Annotated in this window: 20 protein-coding genes; 10 read left to right on the top strand and 10 right to left on the bottom strand. The window is 44.5% G+C overall.

Annotation, left to right across the window (positions count from 1 at the left end):
• Positions 1-8: 8 nt before the first annotated feature.
• The 3 genes from rpoZ to ABWV45_RS06990 all read right to left on the bottom strand — a co-directional run bounded on the left by rpoZ (position 9) and on the right by ABWV45_RS06990 (position 2,041).
• Positions 9-242 (bottom strand): DNA-directed RNA polymerase subunit omega, encoded by a 234-nt coding sequence (gene rpoZ / locus ABWV45_RS07000; protein WP_353350060.1) that lies wholly within the window; start codon positions 240-242, stop codon positions 9-11.
• A gap of 157 nt (positions 243-399) precedes the next feature.
• Entirely contained in the window at positions 400-1,014 is a 615-nt protein-coding gene (gene gmk / locus ABWV45_RS06995) for a guanylate kinase (protein WP_502914668.1), read from the bottom strand.
• 166 nt (positions 1,015-1,180) lie between these two features.
• Positions 1,181-2,041 (bottom strand): YicC/YloC family endoribonuclease, encoded by an 861-nt coding sequence (locus ABWV45_RS06990; protein WP_353350058.1) that lies wholly within the window; start codon positions 2,039-2,041, stop codon positions 1,181-1,183.
• Positions 2,042-2,232: 191 nt separating this feature from the next.
• On the opposite strand from ABWV45_RS06990, the gene rph reads away from it, so the two are divergent.
• The 7 genes from rph (at position 2,233) to hemW (ending at position 7,746) form a co-directional block, all read left to right on the top strand.
• Positions 2,233-2,949 (top strand): ribonuclease PH, encoded by a 717-nt coding sequence (gene rph, locus ABWV45_RS06985; RefSeq protein ID WP_353350438.1) that lies wholly within the window; start codon positions 2,233-2,235, stop codon positions 2,947-2,949.
• 36 nt (positions 2,950-2,985) lie between these two features.
• On the top strand, positions 2,986-3,570 hold the full coding sequence (locus ABWV45_RS06980) for a YggT family protein (RefSeq protein WP_353350056.1): 585 nt from the start codon (positions 2,986-2,988) through the stop codon (positions 3,568-3,570).
• Positions 3,571-3,644: 74 nt separating this feature from the next.
• Positions 3,645-4,793 carry a homoserine O-succinyltransferase MetX gene (gene metX, locus ABWV45_RS06975; protein WP_353350054.1) on the top strand — a complete coding sequence of 383 codons (1,149 nt, stop codon included), beginning with the start codon at positions 3,645-3,647 and terminating at the stop codon, positions 4,791-4,793.
• On the top strand, positions 4,790-5,398 hold the full coding sequence (gene metW / locus ABWV45_RS06970) for a methionine biosynthesis protein MetW (RefSeq protein WP_353350052.1): 609 nt from the start codon (positions 4,790-4,792) through the stop codon (positions 5,396-5,398). Before metX ends, metW begins: the two co-directional genes overlap by 4 nt.
• 10 nt (positions 5,399-5,408) lie before the next feature.
• Positions 5,409-5,843 carry a DUF4426 domain-containing protein gene (locus tag ABWV45_RS06965; RefSeq protein ID WP_353350050.1) on the top strand — a complete coding sequence of 145 codons (435 nt, stop codon included), beginning with the start codon at positions 5,409-5,411 and terminating at the stop codon, positions 5,841-5,843.
• A 98-nt stretch (positions 5,844-5,941) separates the two neighbouring features.
• A complete protein-coding gene (gene rdgB, locus ABWV45_RS06960) occupies positions 5,942-6,553 on the top strand; it encodes an RdgB/HAM1 family non-canonical purine NTP pyrophosphatase (RefSeq protein WP_353350048.1) in 612 nt (203 codons plus the stop codon).
• Positions 6,553-7,746 (top strand): radical SAM family heme chaperone HemW, encoded by a 1,194-nt coding sequence (hemW, locus tag ABWV45_RS06955; protein ID WP_353350046.1) that lies wholly within the window; start codon positions 6,553-6,555, stop codon positions 7,744-7,746. Before rdgB ends, hemW begins: the two co-directional genes overlap by 1 nt.
• Before the next feature lie 50 nt (positions 7,747-7,796).
• Here hemW and ABWV45_RS06950 read toward each other — a convergent pair whose 3' ends face one another.
• The 7 genes from ABWV45_RS06950 to ftsY form a co-directional block, all read right to left on the bottom strand.
• Positions 7,797-8,093 (bottom strand): PA4642 family protein, encoded by a 297-nt coding sequence (locus ABWV45_RS06950; RefSeq protein ID WP_353350044.1) that lies wholly within the window; start codon positions 8,091-8,093, stop codon positions 7,797-7,799.
• 34 nt (positions 8,094-8,127) lie between these two features.
• Positions 8,128-8,880: a tRNA (guanosine(46)-N7)-methyltransferase TrmB gene (gene trmB, locus ABWV45_RS06945; protein ID WP_353350042.1), complete on the bottom strand. Its 753-nt coding sequence runs from the start codon at positions 8,878-8,880 to the stop codon at positions 8,128-8,130.
• Between the two features lie 7 nt (positions 8,881-8,887).
• On the bottom strand, positions 8,888-9,283 hold the full coding sequence (locus tag ABWV45_RS06940) for a DUF423 domain-containing protein (protein WP_353350040.1): 396 nt from the start codon (positions 9,281-9,283) through the stop codon (positions 8,888-8,890).
• 95 nt (positions 9,284-9,378) lie between these two features.
• Positions 9,379-10,242 (bottom strand): RNA polymerase sigma factor RpoH, encoded by an 864-nt coding sequence (gene rpoH / locus ABWV45_RS06935; protein ID WP_353350038.1) that lies wholly within the window; start codon positions 10,240-10,242, stop codon positions 9,379-9,381.
• A 173-nt stretch (positions 10,243-10,415) separates the two neighbouring features.
• A complete protein-coding gene (gene ftsX / locus ABWV45_RS06930) occupies positions 10,416-11,387 on the bottom strand; it encodes a permease-like cell division protein FtsX (RefSeq protein ID WP_353350036.1) in 972 nt (323 codons plus the stop codon).
• Positions 11,380-12,072 (bottom strand): cell division ATP-binding protein FtsE, encoded by a 693-nt coding sequence (ftsE, locus tag ABWV45_RS06925; RefSeq protein WP_353350034.1) that lies wholly within the window; start codon positions 12,070-12,072, stop codon positions 11,380-11,382. Before ftsE ends, ftsX begins: the two co-directional genes overlap by 8 nt.
• 24 nt (positions 12,073-12,096) lie before the next feature.
• Complete coding sequence (ftsY, locus tag ABWV45_RS06920; RefSeq protein WP_353350032.1) at positions 12,097-13,263, bottom strand: signal recognition particle-docking protein FtsY; 1,167 nt, start codon at positions 13,261-13,263, stop codon at positions 12,097-12,099.
• 136 nt (positions 13,264-13,399) lie between these two features.
• Here ftsY and ABWV45_RS06915 point away from each other — a divergent pair, with 136 nt between their 5' ends.
• The 3 genes from ABWV45_RS06915 to ABWV45_RS06905 are packed head-to-tail and all read left to right on the top strand — an operon-like array spanning position 13,400 to position 16,503.
• Complete coding sequence (locus ABWV45_RS06915; RefSeq protein WP_353350030.1) at positions 13,400-14,560, top strand: peptidase M16 family protein; 1,161 nt, start codon at positions 13,400-13,402, stop codon at positions 14,558-14,560.
• Between the two features lie 20 nt (positions 14,561-14,580).
• Entirely contained in the window at positions 14,581-15,156 is a 576-nt protein-coding gene (gene rsmD, locus ABWV45_RS06910) for a 16S rRNA (guanine(966)-N(2))-methyltransferase RsmD (protein WP_353350028.1), read from the top strand.
• A gap of 18 nt (positions 15,157-15,174) precedes the next feature.
• Complete coding sequence (locus ABWV45_RS06905) at positions 15,175-16,503, top strand: SLC13 family permease (RefSeq protein ID WP_353350026.1); 1,329 nt, start codon at positions 15,175-15,177, stop codon at positions 16,501-16,503.
• Positions 16,504-16,540: the final 37 nt, after the last annotated feature.

Here is a 16,540-nt window from a genome sequence, read left to right as displayed (position 1 = left end):
TGTCATTCTTACTCTTGCTCAGCGGCTAGTGCAGCGGCTTCTGCGGCTGCCATAGATGCTTGTGTGATTTTGCCTTCAGCAATTTCACGCAACGCAATAACGGTTGGCTTGTCGTTTTCAGGGGCAACCAATGGTTCAGCACCTTGAATCACTAATTGACGGGCACGCTTACTGGCCAGCATCACTAATTCAAAACGGTTATCTACGCTATTTAGGCAATCTTCTACGGTTACGCGAGCCATGATTTAATCTCTATCTATGGGGCAGCGAACTGCCAATTACAAAGTTCAGTGGGTTAGTTTACAAAATGCCACTGGTTTACGCCAATTGTTTAAGCCTATTGGGCCATTTTCATTTGTCTATAACCCAGCTATTTGCGTTCATCTACACAAAAATACGCTAGCTGAGTAAATCAGTAATCATGTTTTGATAGCGAGAGCTTTGGCAATCCATGCGTAACCGCTCAGTTTGAAAGATGGATTTAAGCTCCCCAAGGGCCACTTCAAAGTTATCATTAACCACAATGTAGTCGTATTCATGATAATGGCTCATTTCGCTAATGGCCTCGTTCATACGGCCCATGATTACTTCTTCACTGTCTTGGCCGCGGCCGGTCAAACGGTCTAACAAAGCCTGACGTGATGGCGGCAGAATAAAGATACTAATGGCTTGAGGCATTAACTTGCGCACTTGTTGCGCACCTTGCCAATCAATTTCAAGGATCACGTCCACACCTGTTTCAAGTTGCTTTTGTACCGCACTCTGGCTAGTACCGTAGTAATTACCGAATACCTTGGCGTGTTCTAGAAAGTCGGCCTTTTCGATAAGCGCTTCAAATTGATCAGGGTTCACAAAGTGATAATGCTTGCCTTCTTCCTCCCCTTCTCGTTTGGGGCGAGTTGTATGGCTAACTGATACCGCCACATTTTCAGTTTGTTGAAGCATGACATTTAACAAGCTGGTTTTACCTGTGCCTGATGCGGCACTGACAATGTATAAGTTTCCGACGGTCATGTTGATTCTCTACAGCTTGAAAGTGGGGTTAATCTATTAATAATAGCAAGCTTTGCTTAGGGCAAAAACCATTTAAGCGGTTAACCACTCACCTGATTTAAGCCTCAAGGATATGAAATACTTTGAGCACCCTCTCAAATACATGACCACAACAAAAAACCGCCGTTTATTCGATGTTTTGCACTTGCTCGCGCATTTGCTCAATCAATACTTTTAGCTCTACGGTGATCTGCGTAGTCAGATGGCTAATAGATTTACTACTTAGGGTGTTCGCTTCACGATTAAGCTCTTGCATCATAAAATCTAAACGTCGACCTACAGCGCCGTTTTGCTTGAGGATTCGGCTTACTTCTTTCAGGTGCGCACCTAGCCTGTCTAGTTCTTCATCTACATCGGCTTTATTTAGTACTAATATCATCTCTTGCTCAATGCGATCAGGATCCACCTGCAATTGCAACTCAGCAAGTTTGTCTTTTAAGTTTTGCCGCTGACTAGCAAGAATCTCTGGCAGTATGTGTTTTACATTGTCGAGTTGTTCGCTGATACCGGTTAATCGCTGTTCAATAAAGGCTCTTAACTCCGTACCTTCACGCTGGCGCATGGCAATCAAACTCAACAAGGCTTGCTCAAAGCTGCTCAAGGCATCTTGCTCTATGATGTTTTGATCAAAGCTGGGTTGAATCAATACCCCCGGCCATTTTAATATCTCCAAGGCATCAAGCGCATTTCCAGGGCCTATGATGCTGTGCACATGGTCAGCCGCTGCGTTTAACTGTGCAACTAAGGACTCGTTTACTGCCATGGTTTGATCTTTTATCGCGGGTACAAACTTCAAGCTGCATTCGACTTTTCCACGACTCAATTGTTTTCTAAAGCGTTCGCGCACAAGGCCCTCTAGAGATTTAAGTGCATCAGGTAAACGAAAATGTAATTCCAAATAACGGGAATTTACTGAACGAATTTCCCAAGTATAAGTACCCGATGTAGCTGCAAAATCAATACGAGCAAAAGCAGTCATGCTGTGCATGGTGTGTTCCTAAATCAATAACTAGGGCTAATTTTACCTGCCAAAATGCTTTTGAGCGAATCCGTCATTTTAGATCACTCATGACTTTGCCTGACATACCTTTGATTAGTGAAAAAGAACACTAAATGCGCCTTGGACTTAACGCTAAGGCCAGTATAATGCACGGACATTTTTTAGATTATGAGAATACCATGAGACCAAGCGGACGCTCTTTAGACCAACTGCGCGATGTGAAAATTACCCGTAACTTCACCAAGCATGCAGAAGGCTCGGTACTGGTAGAATTCGGCGACACAAAAGTCATCTGTACCGCCAGTGTTGAAACCCGTGTACCGGGTTTCTTGCGCGGCCAAGGCCAAGGTTGGGTCACCGCCGAATACGGCATGCTGCCTCGCTCTACGGGTTCTCGCATGATGCGTGAAGCAGCAAAAGGCAAACAACAAGGCCGTACCGTTGAAATCAGCCGTTTAATTGGCCGTTCACTGCGTGCCGCTATTGACTTAGAAGCTCTTGGTGAAAACAGCATTACTATTGATTGTGATGTCATCCAAGCAGATGGCGGTACTCGTACTGCTTCTATCACTGGTGCTTGTGTTGCATTGGTTGATGCCATTAATCATATGATTGAAAATGGTCAATTAAAAACCAGTCCACTAAAACATATGATTGGTGCCGTGTCTGTGGGTGTTTATAACGGCGAAGCCGTATTAGACTTAGACTATGCTGAAGACAGTAACGCCGAAACCGACTTAAATGTGATTATGGCGGACAACGGCGGTTTCATTGAGATTCAAGGCACCGCTGAAGGCGAGCCATTCCAGCCTGAAGAATTAAGCACTATGCTGGAACTGGCAAAAAAAGGCATTGCCGAAATCACTGAAATTCAGCAAGCTGCACTAAATAACTAAAGCTAAACAACTCAAGTTTAGATAAAGGAGCAATGAATGGGTTCTGCCTCTGTACAAATTGGTTTGCTATTGGTTAATGCCCTTGCTGGCTTTTTCTTGTTTGCAGTACTGCTGCGCTTTGTCCTGCAAGCTGCACGGGCAGATTTTTATAACCCCATCAGCCAGTTTGTGGTGAAAGCCACCAACCCATTGGTTGTGCCTTTGCGTAAGATCATCCCTGGCATTGGCGGCCTAGATTGGGCTGCCATTGTGTTAATGATTTTAGTGCAGATACTTGCTATTTCGTTAAGCCTAATCATTGCAGGATACGACCTGCCATTGGCCAGCATTGCCACTTGGGCACTGTTGGGCACCTCTGGCATGTTTTTAAAACTGTATTTCTGGGGGCTGTTAATCATGATCATTGCCAGCTGGCTTGCACCACAAAGCTATAATCCGGCTTTACTGCTGTTAAGACAAATCATGGAGCCGGTTATGGCCCCAATTCGCAAAGTATTACCCGATATGGGCGGCTTAGATTTAAGTCCTATCGTATTATTTTTGGTGATTAACGTGTTTGAGATTGTGCTAATCAGTATGGCTCGTGAAACCGGCGCACCCGGCTTTATTATTGGATTATAAAACCAGATTTTTTTTGCGCAGTGGCGTACACTGCGCACCTTCGAATATTTCTCTTTTATGTCAGGACCCATTGAATGCCGCAAGCAATCCCTGCCAATTCAGTTGGCGTAGTCACGCCTCAAATTGCCAGCTTTAATGAGCCTTTAGAATTACGCAGCGGAAAAGTACTTGAACGCTACGAACTTGTTTATGAGACCTATGGTCAACTCAACGCAGAAAAGTCTAACGCCATATTAATTTGCCATGCATTAAGTGGCCATCACCATGCCGCGGGTTACCACAGTATGGAAGATAAAAAACCTGGCTGGTGGGACAGCTGTATTGGCCCGGGCAAGGCCATTGATACCAATAAATTTTTTGTTATTTGCTTAAATAATCTAGGTGGCTGCCACGGCAGTACTGGGCCGACCAGCATTAACCCTGAAACCAACGAACCTTATGGCAGCGACTTTCCCATGGTACGGGTACGTGATTGGGTTGAAAGCCAAGCCCGTTTGGCTGACTACTTAGGCATTGAAAAATTTGCCGCTGTGGTTGGCGGAAGCCTTGGGGGTATGCAAGCCATGCGTTGGGCCATTCAGTACCCAGAGCGTTTGCATTACAGTGTGGTGATTGCCAGTGCGCCTAAATTGAGCGCGCAAAATATCGCATTTAATGAAGTGGCCCGTAACGTCATTATGAAAGACCCTGAGTTTCATAATGGTCACTACCTAAAACATAGCACCCTACCTAAAACCGGTTTAATGCAAGCGCGTATGTTGGCCCACCTCACTTATTTAAGTGACGATGCCATGGGCGAAAAATTCGGCCGCCATATGACCAGCGAAAACGTCAATTACGATTACACCCCAGAATTTGAGGTAGAAAGCTACCTGCATTACCAAGGCAACAAATTCTCCACCACATTTGATGCAAATACTTATTTGTTAATGACTAAAGCATTAGATTATTTTGACCCTGCACAATATTACGAAGATGACTTAGCCAAATGCTTAGGCCATGCGCAATGTAAGTTTTTAGTGGTCAGCTTCACCACAGACTGGCGTTTTCCTCCAGAGCGTAGTGAGGAAATCGTTGATGCATTAATCGAAGCAGACAAAAACGTGGTGTATGCCAAAGTCGAATCTGAAAAAGGCCACGATGCATTTTTAATTCCGATTCCAAGGTACGTTAAATTATTCAGCGCCTATATGAATCGCGTGGCTGAGGAGTTATCCCTGTGAGTCATCCATCAACTTTACGCAGTGATTTACGAATCATTCAAAATTGGATTCAACCAAGCAGCCAAGTGTTAGACTTAGGTTGCGGCCAAGGTGAATTACTAGCCTTTTTAAAGCAAGACAAACACTGCAAAGTATATGGCTTAGAGATTAACCCAGATAGCATTGTTAGCTGCATTGAAAAAGGTCTAAATGTCATCGAACACGATTTAAACCATGGTCTTAGACACTTTAAAAATGGCAGTGTCGATACGGTTGTCATGACACAAGCCTTACAAGCGGTGCGTCGCCCTGATTTACTACTAGACGACATGCTGCGCGTGGGTAAAGAAGCCATTATCACCTTTCCTAACTTTGGTTATTGGCGCACCCGTTTTTATCTTATGGGTAAGGGAGCTATGCCCATGTCAAAAACCTTACCCTATAACTGGTACGACACACCCAACATTCACATGTGTACGTTCCACGATTTTGAGAAACTGTGCCGCGATAAAAGTCTAACCATTTTAGATCGCACCGTGGTAAACAGTGACCATCAGGAATCCCTATCGACCAAAATCTGGCCTAATCTATTAGGTGAGATAGCCATGTACCGCGTTACCCGCTAGGAGCATAATTATGCGTTTAATGATTGCCGGATGTTTATTGTTAATTTCCGCGTTTACATTTGCTGAACAAAAACAGGTGTTCGGCGATTACGAAGTACATTACATCGGCCTAACCAGTAGCGAATTAGATAAAGACGTGGCAAAACTGTACGGCATTCCCCGTAGTCGTAACATCGGTTTTCTAAACTTAAGTGTATTAAAAACTGGGATTGGCGAGTTACCCGTTGCATGGAACGCCAAACTAGAAGGCACCATGTCTAATCTTATTGGACAAAGCAAAGAACTGTCTTTTACCCGAGTGCAAGAAACCAGCGCCTTATATTTTTATAGCACTTTCGATTTTTATTCTGAGGATATGTACCGCTTCCACATTAAAGTGACCCCAGAGGGTAGCAAACGCAGTTTTGATGTGAAGTTTTCTCAGCGATTTTATCGCGGGGAGTAACACACGGGAGACGGGGTAGATTAAGCATAAGCGAAATCATAACCCATCACATAATCAGCCTGAGCAACTCAGGCATGACACACTTTCAAAGAATAATCATGTCAAAACAAAAAATCGTATTAGCCAGTGGCAATAAAGGCAAACTAGCTGAACTGCAAAACGCCCTTGATGGCTTCGACGTAGAATTAGTGCCACAAAGCGAATTCAATGTCAGTGATGCCGATGAAACGGGCTTGAGCTTTATTGAAAACGCCATATTAAAAGCACGTCATGCAAGCCTAGCCACCGGCTTACCCGCCCTTGCTGATGACAGTGGCCTAGCAGTGGATGCGTTAAATGGCGCGCCGGGTATTTACAGTGCCCGCTATTGCACTATGGATGGTGAAGCAGGCTCCGCCAGCGACGAAAAAAATAACTTAAAATTATTAAACGCGCTAAAAAATGTACACGCAGAAAACCGCACAGCGCGTTTTCATTGTGTACTGGCTTATGTGCGTCATGCCAAAGACCCTAATCCATTAATTTGCCAAGGATCGTGGGAAGGCTCCATCCAAGAATCCCTAGATGGCCAAGGTGGCTTTGGTTACGACCCGCTGTTCTTTATCGAAGAATTAAACTGCACTTCAGCACAACTTAGCAAACAAGAGAAAAACCAAATCAGCCATCGAGGACAAGCCATCGCTCAACTTAAAACGGTTTTTCGTTTGTAATGACTGACTCTTCTGCGCCCACACATTCAGCCATGGTACTGCCGCCGTTATCGCTATATATCCATGTGCCTTGGTGTGTGCGTAAATGTCCTTATTGTGACTTTAACAGCCACAAGGCGGATGCTACGCTGCCTGAGCATGAATACATCGCAGCGCTTTTGGATGACTTAGATAAAGACCTCGCGTGGCTTAAAAGTGAAGAAGTTAAAGATCGCCCGATCCACAGTATTTTTATCGGTGGCGGTACACCATCGTTATTAAGTGTTGATGCATATGAAACATTATTTGCGGGTTTAAAGCTGCGTTTAAGCTTTACGGATAATATTGAAATCACCATGGAAGCCAACCCCGGCACCTTTGAAGCAGAAAAGTTTAAAGGCTATCGCACATTAGGCATTAACCGTTTATCCATTGGTATTCAAAGTTTTCAAGACCATCAGCTGAAACACCTTGGGCGCATTCACTCAGGACAAGAAGCCATTAACGCGGTGACCATGGCGAAAACCGCTGGCTTTGATAATTTCAATTTAGATTTTATGCATGGCTTGCCGGATCAAACCTTAGAGCACGCACTAGCGGATTTACAGCAAGGTATTGATCTTGGCCCTACCCATTTAAGCTGGTATCAACTGACCATTGAACCCAATACCGAATTCTTTAAACGTCCACCTGTACTGCCGCAAGATGAAACCTTATGGGCCATACAAGAGGCTGGACAAAAATTATTAGCCGATAATGGTTACGATCAATACGAGATTTCAGCCTATGCTAAAGCGGGAAAACAAGCCAAGCACAACTTAAATTATTGGGAATTTGGCGATTACCTCGGCATTGGTGCAGGTGCCCATGGCAAACTCACCATCCCCCATATTGATCTTGCCCAGAGCAAAATTTATCGCACGGCCAAAACCCGCTTACCCAAAGACTATTTAAATCTAGCTAAACGCTTTTTAGTACAACAAGACAATATTGAAATAGACGATCGTGATTTAGAATTTTTAATGAATGGTCTACGTTTATTTCACGGCGTGGATAAAACGCTGTTCAGCGAACGCACTGGTTTGGCTTATGATCAAATTGAAAGCAAAGTCGAAAGTTTAATAAAACAAGGTTTGCTGGAGAAAGGTGATAAACTGAAAACCACAGCCCAAGGGCAGTTGTTTTTGAATGAGTTGTTGGAGCAATTTTTATAATAATTTATAAATGAGGGAGACGCATCTTACGTCCCCCATCTAGCGTACAGCTACACCGCACCCGCCGCTTTTAACGCTTCTGCATACGGTTTGCCCGGTGCATGTGATGCAATCACCGCCAACGCACTTTCACCTTCTAGGTTTTGTGCATTCACGTTGTGGCCTTCTTCTTTAAAAAACTCAACAAATTGTGCAAAAATTTCTGGGGTCATGTGCTGGTAAGCTTTTAATATATTGATGTAATCCACATCGGTTCCATCATAGCTTTTACTTTCTAGAAAAAAGCGCATGCTGTCTTCTGTGAAATCACCACCAAATACTTTTTGTTTGTCTTTTTTTAATGACATGTTTGATTCCTACTTAAATTCAATAATTAAATGCTTAAACCGTGCGAGCGTAGATTAAGTCCCATACGCCGTGGCCAAGTTTTTCGCCACGGTTTTCAAATTTGGTTAATGGCCGAAAATCAGGGCGCGGGTGGTAATTTCCCTTGCCTGCTGTGTTTTCATACCCTTCGGCCACTTCCATTACTTCAAGCATGTGCTCGGCATAAGGCTCCCAGTCGGTAGCCATGTGGAACGTGCCACCGATTTTCAATTTTTGACGAATGTCTTGGGCAAACTGGGGTTGTACAATTCGGCGCTTATTATGACGTTTTTTATGCCATGGGTCCGGGAAATACAATTGCATGGTTTGTAATGAACCATCTGGAATACACTGCTCTAGCACCTCAATGGCGTCCCATTCGAACACGCGCAGATTTTCAACACCAAACTCTTCAGCGTCCCTTAATAACTTGGCAACACCGGGAGTATGTACCTCAATACCTATGTAATTAAGGTTTGGATTGGCTTGACACATTTCTACCAAGCTTTTGCCCATGCCAAAACCAATTTCTAATACCACTGGATTATCGTTACCGAATATCGCTTGATAATCCAACATGCCCATGTCTAGGTTTAAGCCTTTTTCAGCCATATGACGGGCATAGGTTTCCCGTTGCAATTCCGTCATGCGCCCTGCGCGCACCACAAAGCTTTTAATGCGCTTTGCAAACGTCACATCTTTTGGCGTGCCGTGTTCGTCTTTCTCAACACCTAAAGCCTGTGTTGAAGGGGTTTGTTCGTCTGTCATAGCTCTCTCATTCGGGCTGTTTTAAAGCGCCAAGCAATAAACACAGCCAGCCAACTAACATGGCAAGACCACCGATTGGGGTGATCATACCTAGGGCTTTTATTTGGGTGGCGGCCATTATATATAAACTACCGCTAAACAGTAGGATTCCCACAAGAAAACTCAGCGCAGCCCACTGAATCAGCTTCCAATTAGGCCATTGTTTTAGCGCAAAACCCAAAATCAGCATAATCCCTCCGTGAAACATCTGGTATTTGACCCCTGTGTCCACCCATAACAAAGCCTGATGATTCAATACATGTTTTAAACTGTGGGCTGCAAATGCACCAATAGCCACACTTAAAAAACCCAAAGTGGCGGCAATAACAATCACATTTTGAGAGGTTACAATTCGGCTGATCATAATTAATAGTCGATGTATGAAGATAGATAATTGAGCCCATTTCACTGGGCATAAAAAAAGGCCCGACAAGCGGACCTTATTGAATATACCAGAGGTTAAACGGCTTCGATTAAGCCTTTCACCTTGTTCATGGCGTTTTTCTCTAGCTGGCGAATCCGCTCAGCAGATACACCATATTCAGCAGCCAATTCATGCAACGTGGCTTTTTGTTCGTGCAACCAGCGACGCATTAAGATGTCTTTGCTGCGATCATCTAGTTCGAGCATGGCATTTTGCAAGCGAGCCGTGCTGTCTTGCTCGTAGTCTGCGTTTTCAATGGCAATGGCTGGATCAAAGCTGTGGTCTTCAATGTAGTTGACCGGTGCTTGGTAAGCCGCGTCGTCATCGTCCGCTACTGGGCTATCAAAAGCAGTGTCATGGGAGGTCAAACGGCCTTCCATCTCTTTTACTTCTTTAAGTGCTACACCAAGATCGTCAGCAATGGTTTGCGCTTCCGATTCATTCAACCAGCCCATTTTCTTCTTCGCACTGCGTAGGTTGAAGAACAATTTACGCTGGGCTTTGGTGGTCGCCACTTTAACGATACGCCAGTTTTTCAGAATAAATTCGTGAATTTCCGCTTTTATCCAGTGAACCGCAAAGCTCACTAGGCGAACACCCACTTCAGGGTTAAAACGTTTTACGGCTTTCATTAAGCCTACGTTCCCTTCTTGGATAAGGTCTGATTGATTAAGACCATAACCACTGTACGATTTGGCAATATGCACCACAAAACGCAGGTGCGATACAACCAAGTGACGAGCGGCATCGAGATCTTCTTCGTAATATAGGCGCTCCGCTAATTCTTTCTCTTCGTCAGCGGTTAACACAGCAATGCTGCCGATCGCGTTTAGATAGCCATCGAGGTCACGACCAGGAGTAAGACTAGCGATTGTTTGGGCCATCAAGCTTGTGTTCATTGTTTAGGTGCTCTCCTATTCATTAACATTCAGCACATTTGACGCGTAGCAGTGTAGCATCGGTATTTTTGAGCGCCAAGTACCTGTTTAGTTCCATTTAGTTATACACACTGTGCTATTAGGTTAGCAACGATTTGTTTCTCTATTGAGACAATCTTCGCCAATTAGCCTCTTTACGGCTCGATCCTGTTTAAATGTCGAGCAACCGCCAGCCAAGCCCCTAGCCAGCCTAAAACCACACCATCTAAAATCAGTAATAAGCTATCGCTAAAGCCTAACCCTTGCAGGGTAAATTCACTGCCGTACAGACTAATAAGTTTCTCCACAGGGCCTGATAACCAAAACAAGCCTATGTTCAGTAGCAGCCAAGCAATTAGCCCTCCTCCTAACCCAAACCATATCCCTGTGTATAAAAACGGGCGACGTACAAAAGCGTCAGTACCGCCTACTAGTTTAACCACGCGGATTTCATCTTTGCGCCCTTCGATGGCCAAGCGAATGGTGTTGCCAATAATTAATAGTACAGCCAAACCCAATAACGCCGCCAAAGCCCATACTAAGCGCTGGCCTAGTTCCATAAATTGATACAGGCGTTTCACCCACATCAAATCTAGCTGAACGGAATCCACATGTTTTTGATCTTGTAGCTTTTGTTGTAGGGCTTCTAACGCTGTTTCGTCTTGATTGTTCAAAACCGGCACCACACTGATCACACCCGGCAGTGGGTTGGTATCTAGACCAAAAATCACATCACTTAAACCGGTACTGGCACTGAATTCTTTTAGGGCTTGTTCTGGGCTGATGTATACCGCGCTATTCACTTCAGGCCAACTATTCAGGTCTGCTGTCATGTCTTCGGCAAATCGAGGCAGCACCCCTTTTTTAAGGTACACGCTGATTTGGCTGGTTTGATCCCACGAACGGCTCAACTGTTTGACGTTTTCGAGTGCCACATACAACGTCATAGGTAAGGCCAATGCAATGGCCAGTACCACCCATGTCATCAGACTGGACGCTGGTGTCGCTAATAAACGCTGTAGGCTATCTGCCGCCATCAATTTATGGTGTTGTATATAAGCCGAGCCTTGGCTTCGCACTGTAATGCGGCTTTGCTGGTTATTGCTATGTTTGACTGCCTTAGACATGAGGCGCTCCCACTTTGGAAGCACGCTCTCCAGCAAAACGCCCCTTGTTTAGGCCTATCACCCGATGACCCAAGCGATCAATCAAAGCCAAGTCATGGCTGGCTATTAATACACTAACACCCACACCATTAAACTGCTGAAATAGCTTCATGATCTCACTCGAAAGCTTAGGATCAAGGTTACCTGTGGGTTCATCAGCAAGGATTAAGCTAGGTTTATTCACCACTGCGCGGGCAATACCCACACGCTGCTGCTCACCACCACTTAACTCGATGGGGTTTTGTTTTTCTTTATCTAATAAGCCCACTTTATCAAGTGCGGCACGCACGCGGCGCTCAAGGTCTCGGGAGGTGTAACCACTGATGCGCAGCGGTAAAGCGACGTTTTCAAATACGCTGCGATCAAATAAAAGTTGGTGGTTTTGAAACACCACTCCTACTTTGCGACGATGATAAGGGATTTGGCTTTTGGATATACGAGCAAGGTTGGCTCCATCCACCAGCACATTTCCTTGGCTGGCTTTTTCCATAAGCATAATAAGCTTTAACAAGGTGGACTTACCCGCACCGGAATGGCCGGTTAAAAAGGCCATTTCCCCTTGGGCGAGTTCAAAACTTAAATCGGTTAGAGCTTGGTGCCCACCGGGATAACTTTTACTCACATGATCAAACTGAACGTGTGCCACGAGTCACCTTGTTATTATTGTGATTTATTCGTCCGCAAATAACGCGTTGATGAACTGTTCACGATCAAACGGACGCAGGTCATCGATTTGCTCCCCCACGCCTATAAAGCGTACAGGTAAGGCTAATTCTTTAGCAATGGCAAAGATAACACCACCTTTAGCGGTGCCATCTAGCTTACTCAAACTGATACTGGTAACACCAACGGCTTGTTGGAACAGCTTAGCTTGGCTCAGTGCATTTTGACCAGTACCCGCATCAAGTACCAGCATCACTTCATGGGGCGCGTTTTCATCAATCTTTTTCATGACGCGTACGACTTTTTCAAGCTCTTGCATCAAGTGTGCTTTATTCTGCAGGCGACCCGCTGTATCAGCGATAAGAACATCCACCCCTTTAGCTTTGGCGCTTTGTACTGCATCAAAGATCACCGAAGCACTGTCTGCCCCAGTATGCTGTGCCACTACTTGTACTTTATTGCGCTCACCCCAGGTTTGTAGCTGTTCCACCGCAGCAGCGCGGAAAGTATCTCCAGCGGCCAACATGACTGACTTGCCTTGGGCTTGAAAACGCTTAGCCATTTTACCTATGGTGGTGGTTTTACCCACACCGTTAACCCCCACCATTAATATTACAAATGGGCCATCAGACTTGGGGATTTCAAGAGGCGCATGACAGGGCGCTAGTAGCTCTGTCAGGCTGACTTTTAACGCCTCATATAAGGCACCGCTATCTTTTAACTCTTTGCGCGATGAACGCTCAGTTAAATCTTTAATGATATCAGCCGTTGCTGCCACGCCGATGTCAGCCATCAGTAATTGAGTTTCGATTTCTTCTAGTAAATCGTCATCAATTTCTTTTTTGCCTAACAATAACGAGCCAAGGCCATCGGCCAAACCTGAACGAGTACGAGATAGACCTGCTTTGATGCGAGCAAAAAAGCCGGCCTTTTTAGCAGGTTCATCCGCTTCTATTGGCGTGCTTTGCTGCGCTTGAGGCTCTGGTTCAACCACTGCGACAGAAACCGAAACATCTTCTTGGGCAACAGGTTGCTCGGATTCAACCTGAGCTTCAATTACCGGCCCGTCAGACTCAAGAGGTTGTACATCGTTTTGTAATTCTTGATCTAACTGCTGCGATTCAGCTTGGGCGGCTTTTTCCGCCTTTTTTTTGGATTTTCCCCAACCAAACATGGGCCTAATTCCACCTAATGCTATAAAACGGCTATCCTAACATTATGTGCCTTTAAATGCCGCTATGACTTAGCGTTGAAGATAATAAAAACTCGGCAAGCAGTTAGACCGCGTCCCAAAACAGGACTTCTTAAACATGGCCGTTGATCACCAGCCAACTTTTAGCCGTACCAGTTTGAATTTACTCATTTTGGTATGCGTCATATTAATTGTCATCTTTGGCCAAACCACACAAGACCAAGGCAACATTGAGATGCCACCAGTTCCTCAGCTGGATACTCGCATTTGGCAAACGGACAGTGGCGCGAATGTTTGGTTTAGCCCTAAGCTCGATGAAAAAATATACATCCAACTGCACTATCTTGCGGGCTTTGCTTACAATCAGCCTCCGTTTGCCGCTGGCACCAGTGAGCTATTAATTCGATTATTAAACCATCAGGCACAACTAAAAGAATTACCCATACGCTTCACCCTTTCTCCAGATTTTATTGAAGCTGAAATCACATTAAGCACCGACCCAATTACTATGAAAGCCGACCTTGATCGCATCCGGCAATTACTCTATCGCCCAGCTTTAAGTAAGAAACACCTAAACCAAGCAAAGCAGATCATTCCTTCTGCATTGGATGCCCTTTGGCTTAACACCTATCAATCTCAGCCTTACGCGGGGCCGAAACAAGGCACCCAGCAAAGTGTCAACTCAATTCACCGCGCCAGCTTACAAAAATATCACCAAGCTTTTATGCATCCTTCTAGGCTGTTTGCCAGCATTAGCGGGGATATTAATGAGCAAGCCGCACAGGTAATGATGGAGTCATTACTGCCAAAACGTCGATTTGAAGCTGAATCATTCCGGCTCACAAACCCCATACCTGTACCAATGCAGATACATGCCAATATGGCGCTGGTCCCCCTGACGGGTAGTAAGAACAATCCTAAGAGCTTTGCCAATCAAACCATGACACGTTGTGTGATAGAGACATTACATTCAAATCGAGTGATTTTTATCCACGGACAATGGAGCAATAGCTTAATTATTGAACAATGGGCAACTTTTGTTGATGCAATAAAAGAAGAAATTGACCCCAGTATTGTGCGCAAAGCTAAACGTCTATGCGTTAAAAACGCCTCAAGTCATACACAAACCGCCCAATCCATAAGCCAATTACTGATAAAATTAAATCGTTACCACCTACCCAGTAACTTTCTACACACACAATTTGATACTATTAAGCAATGGCATTCAGCGCAGTGGGAAGAAACAAAAGTACGCTGGTTTACCACGCCAACACATTAATCAGTATCACAAGGTATTTCATGGCCAAACACAACGGCAATCGTTTAAGAATTATTGGTGGCCAATGGCGATCTCGTCAATTACCCTTTCCTGATGTGGAAGGGCTGCGTCCCACCACCGACCGAGTACGCGAAACATTATTTAATTGGCTACAACCGTATTTACCCGGTGCCAATGTATTGGATGTATTTGCAGGCTCGGGGGCACTGGGTTTAGAGGCGCTCTCCCGAGAGGCTGGCCAAGTTACTTTGATTGAAAAAAATCAAAAAGCCACCAAGCAGCTACAAGATAATATTCGCACACTTAATGCTCAAAACAGCAGCATACACATGGGTGATGCATTACAAATACTGCCCACACTCGCTAAAGCGTTTGACGTAATTTTTCTTGACCCTCCATTTGGTAAAGGTTTATTGCCCAACTGTATAAACACTATTGAGCAACACAACTTAATTAGCCCTAATGGCTGGATATACATTGAAAGCGAGCAAGCCTTAACCGAACTGGATATTCCAAAACACTGGCGTTTACATCGTGAGAAAAAAGCAGGCCAAGTCATGCTACGTTTATTCCAGATTATGAAAGACACGGCTTAACCAATAAAAGGTACTCACATGAAGTGGCTCGTTTCTTTGATCATACAAATGGTCGCTTTTAGTTTGATATTCGGCAGTAATATCCCCCACAGCACCCAGTTGGGTTTGGTTATTTTATCCCTTGTTGCCAATTTTTGGATGGCAGAGCTGCTACCTTTAAGTGTCACCGCACTACTAGTACCTGTACTAGCCGCAGGCTTGGGAGTCATGGACTTCAAAACCGCATTACTCAGCTTTGCTCACCCTATTATCTTTTTATTCTTAGGGGGGTTTGCCTTGGCAGCTGCTTTGCACGAACACAAGATTGATCACTATTTAGCTCACTGGATCATACAACGGGCAAAGAATGGGTTGGTGATGTGTCTTGTGTTATTCAGCTTAACTGGGTTTATGTCTATGTGGATAAGCAATACCGCCACCGCGGTGATGATGCTGCCTATCGCACTGGGGCTAGTTGGGAAAATCAATTATGAACAACACAAAAATATCTACGCATTTTTATTATTGGGTGTCGCGTATTCGGCTAACATTGGTGGCATGGCAACCGTTGTAGGCAGTCCACCTAATGCCATTGCCGCCAGCGCACTAAATTTAAGTTTCAATGACTGGCTTAGTATTGCTATGCCAATCAGTCTTTTGCTATTGCCCATCATGTGGGGGATTTTATATGGCCTGTGCAAGCCTGATCTTTCATTATTTAATCAATCAACAAGTTCATTAGACTTTCACTGGACACGTCAGAAAGTACAAGTCATCAGCATTTTCTTGATAACCGCCTGCGCTTGGATATTTGGTGGCTTTATTCAAAAGCACACAGGGAAGATTGCTAGTTATGATAGCTGGGTCGCTGTCATTGCGATTATTGTATTACACGGCAGTAAAAGCTTATCGTGGAAGACTTTTGAAAAACAAACCCAGTGGGGAATCTTACTATTGTTTGGTGGTGGTTTGGCCCTCAGCGCCATTTTAAGTGAGACGCAAGCCAACTTATTTTTAGCCAATAAAATTGCGTATTTAGCCGATGGCATAGGTCTTTTTTGGCTGCTTTTATTGATTTTAATGTTTGTGATTTTCATGACCGAAATTTCCAGTAATACCGCTCTTGCTGCACTCATGATTCCTACTTTTATGGGATTAGCCGATGTACTGGGATTCAATCAAACCCTGATTGTTTGTGCCATCGCAATAGGGGCTTCTTGTGCGTTTATGCTACCTGTGGCTACACCGCCCAATGCCGTGGTGTATTCGAGTGGCTATATACCTCAAAACCGCATGATGAAGATTGGTTTTACGCTAAACGTTTGCTTTGCTGTGTTAATCGTTTTATGGCTCACTTGGTTAATATAGAGGTTTGCTAATCAAGCCCGATACGTTAAGGTAACTT

The organism is Oceaniserpentilla sp. 4NH20-0058, assembly GCF_040371755.1.
In the GTDB taxonomy this organism is placed as follows: domain Bacteria; phylum Pseudomonadota; class Gammaproteobacteria; order Pseudomonadales; family Oceanobacteraceae; genus Bermanella.
Note: the sequence above shows the minus strand (reverse complement) of the source record. Positions and strands in the feature narration are given on the sequence as shown.

Bases quoted from the DNA above. Each gene is read 5' to 3' on its own strand.
- ABWV45_RS06990 (WP_353350058.1), bottom strand. From the start codon at position 2,041: ATGCACAGCATGACTGCTTTTGCTCGTATTGATTTTGCAGCTACATCG.
- hemW (WP_353350046.1), top strand. From the start codon at position 6,553: ATGACTGACTCTTCTGCGCCCACACATTCAGCCATGGTACTGCCGCCG.
- rpoH (WP_353350038.1), bottom strand. From the start codon at position 10,242: ATGAACACAAGCTTGATGGCCCAAACAATCGCTAGTCTTACTCCTGGT.
- rph (WP_353350438.1), top strand. From the start codon at position 2,233: ATGAGACCAAGCGGACGCTCTTTAGACCAACTGCGCGATGTGAAAATT.
- ABWV45_RS06950 (WP_353350044.1), bottom strand. From the start codon at position 8,093: ATGTCATTAAAAAAAGACAAACAAAAAGTATTTGGTGGTGATTTCACA.
- ABWV45_RS06915 (WP_353350030.1), top strand. From the start codon at position 13,400: ATGGCCGTTGATCACCAGCCAACTTTTAGCCGTACCAGTTTGAATTTA.
- ABWV45_RS06905 (WP_353350026.1), top strand. From the start codon at position 15,175: ATGAAGTGGCTCGTTTCTTTGATCATACAAATGGTCGCTTTTAGTTTG.
- ftsY (WP_353350032.1), bottom strand. From the start codon at position 13,263: ATGTTTGGTTGGGGAAAATCCAAAAAAAAGGCGGAAAAAGCCGCCCAA.
- rpoZ (WP_353350060.1), bottom strand. From the start codon at position 242: ATGGCTCGCGTAACCGTAGAAGATTGCCTAAATAGCGTAGATAACCGT.
- ABWV45_RS06940 (WP_353350040.1), bottom strand. From the start codon at position 9,283: ATGATCAGCCGAATTGTAACCTCTCAAAATGTGATTGTTATTGCCGCC.
- rsmD (WP_353350028.1), top strand. From the start codon at position 14,581: ATGGCCAAACACAACGGCAATCGTTTAAGAATTATTGGTGGCCAATGG.
- rdgB (WP_353350048.1), top strand. From the start codon at position 5,942: ATGTCAAAACAAAAAATCGTATTAGCCAGTGGCAATAAAGGCAAACTA.
- ABWV45_RS06980 (WP_353350056.1), top strand. From the start codon at position 2,986: ATGGGTTCTGCCTCTGTACAAATTGGTTTGCTATTGGTTAATGCCCTT.
- ABWV45_RS06965 (WP_353350050.1), top strand. From the start codon at position 5,409: ATGCGTTTAATGATTGCCGGATGTTTATTGTTAATTTCCGCGTTTACA.
- metX (WP_353350054.1), top strand. From the start codon at position 3,645: ATGCCGCAAGCAATCCCTGCCAATTCAGTTGGCGTAGTCACGCCTCAA.
- gmk (WP_502914668.1), bottom strand. From the start codon at position 1,014: ATGACCGTCGGAAACTTATACATTGTCAGTGCCGCATCAGGCACAGGT.
- trmB (WP_353350042.1), bottom strand. From the start codon at position 8,880: ATGACAGACGAACAAACCCCTTCAACACAGGCTTTAGGTGTTGAGAAA.
- ftsX (WP_353350036.1), bottom strand. From the start codon at position 11,387: ATGTCTAAGGCAGTCAAACATAGCAATAACCAGCAAAGCCGCATTACA.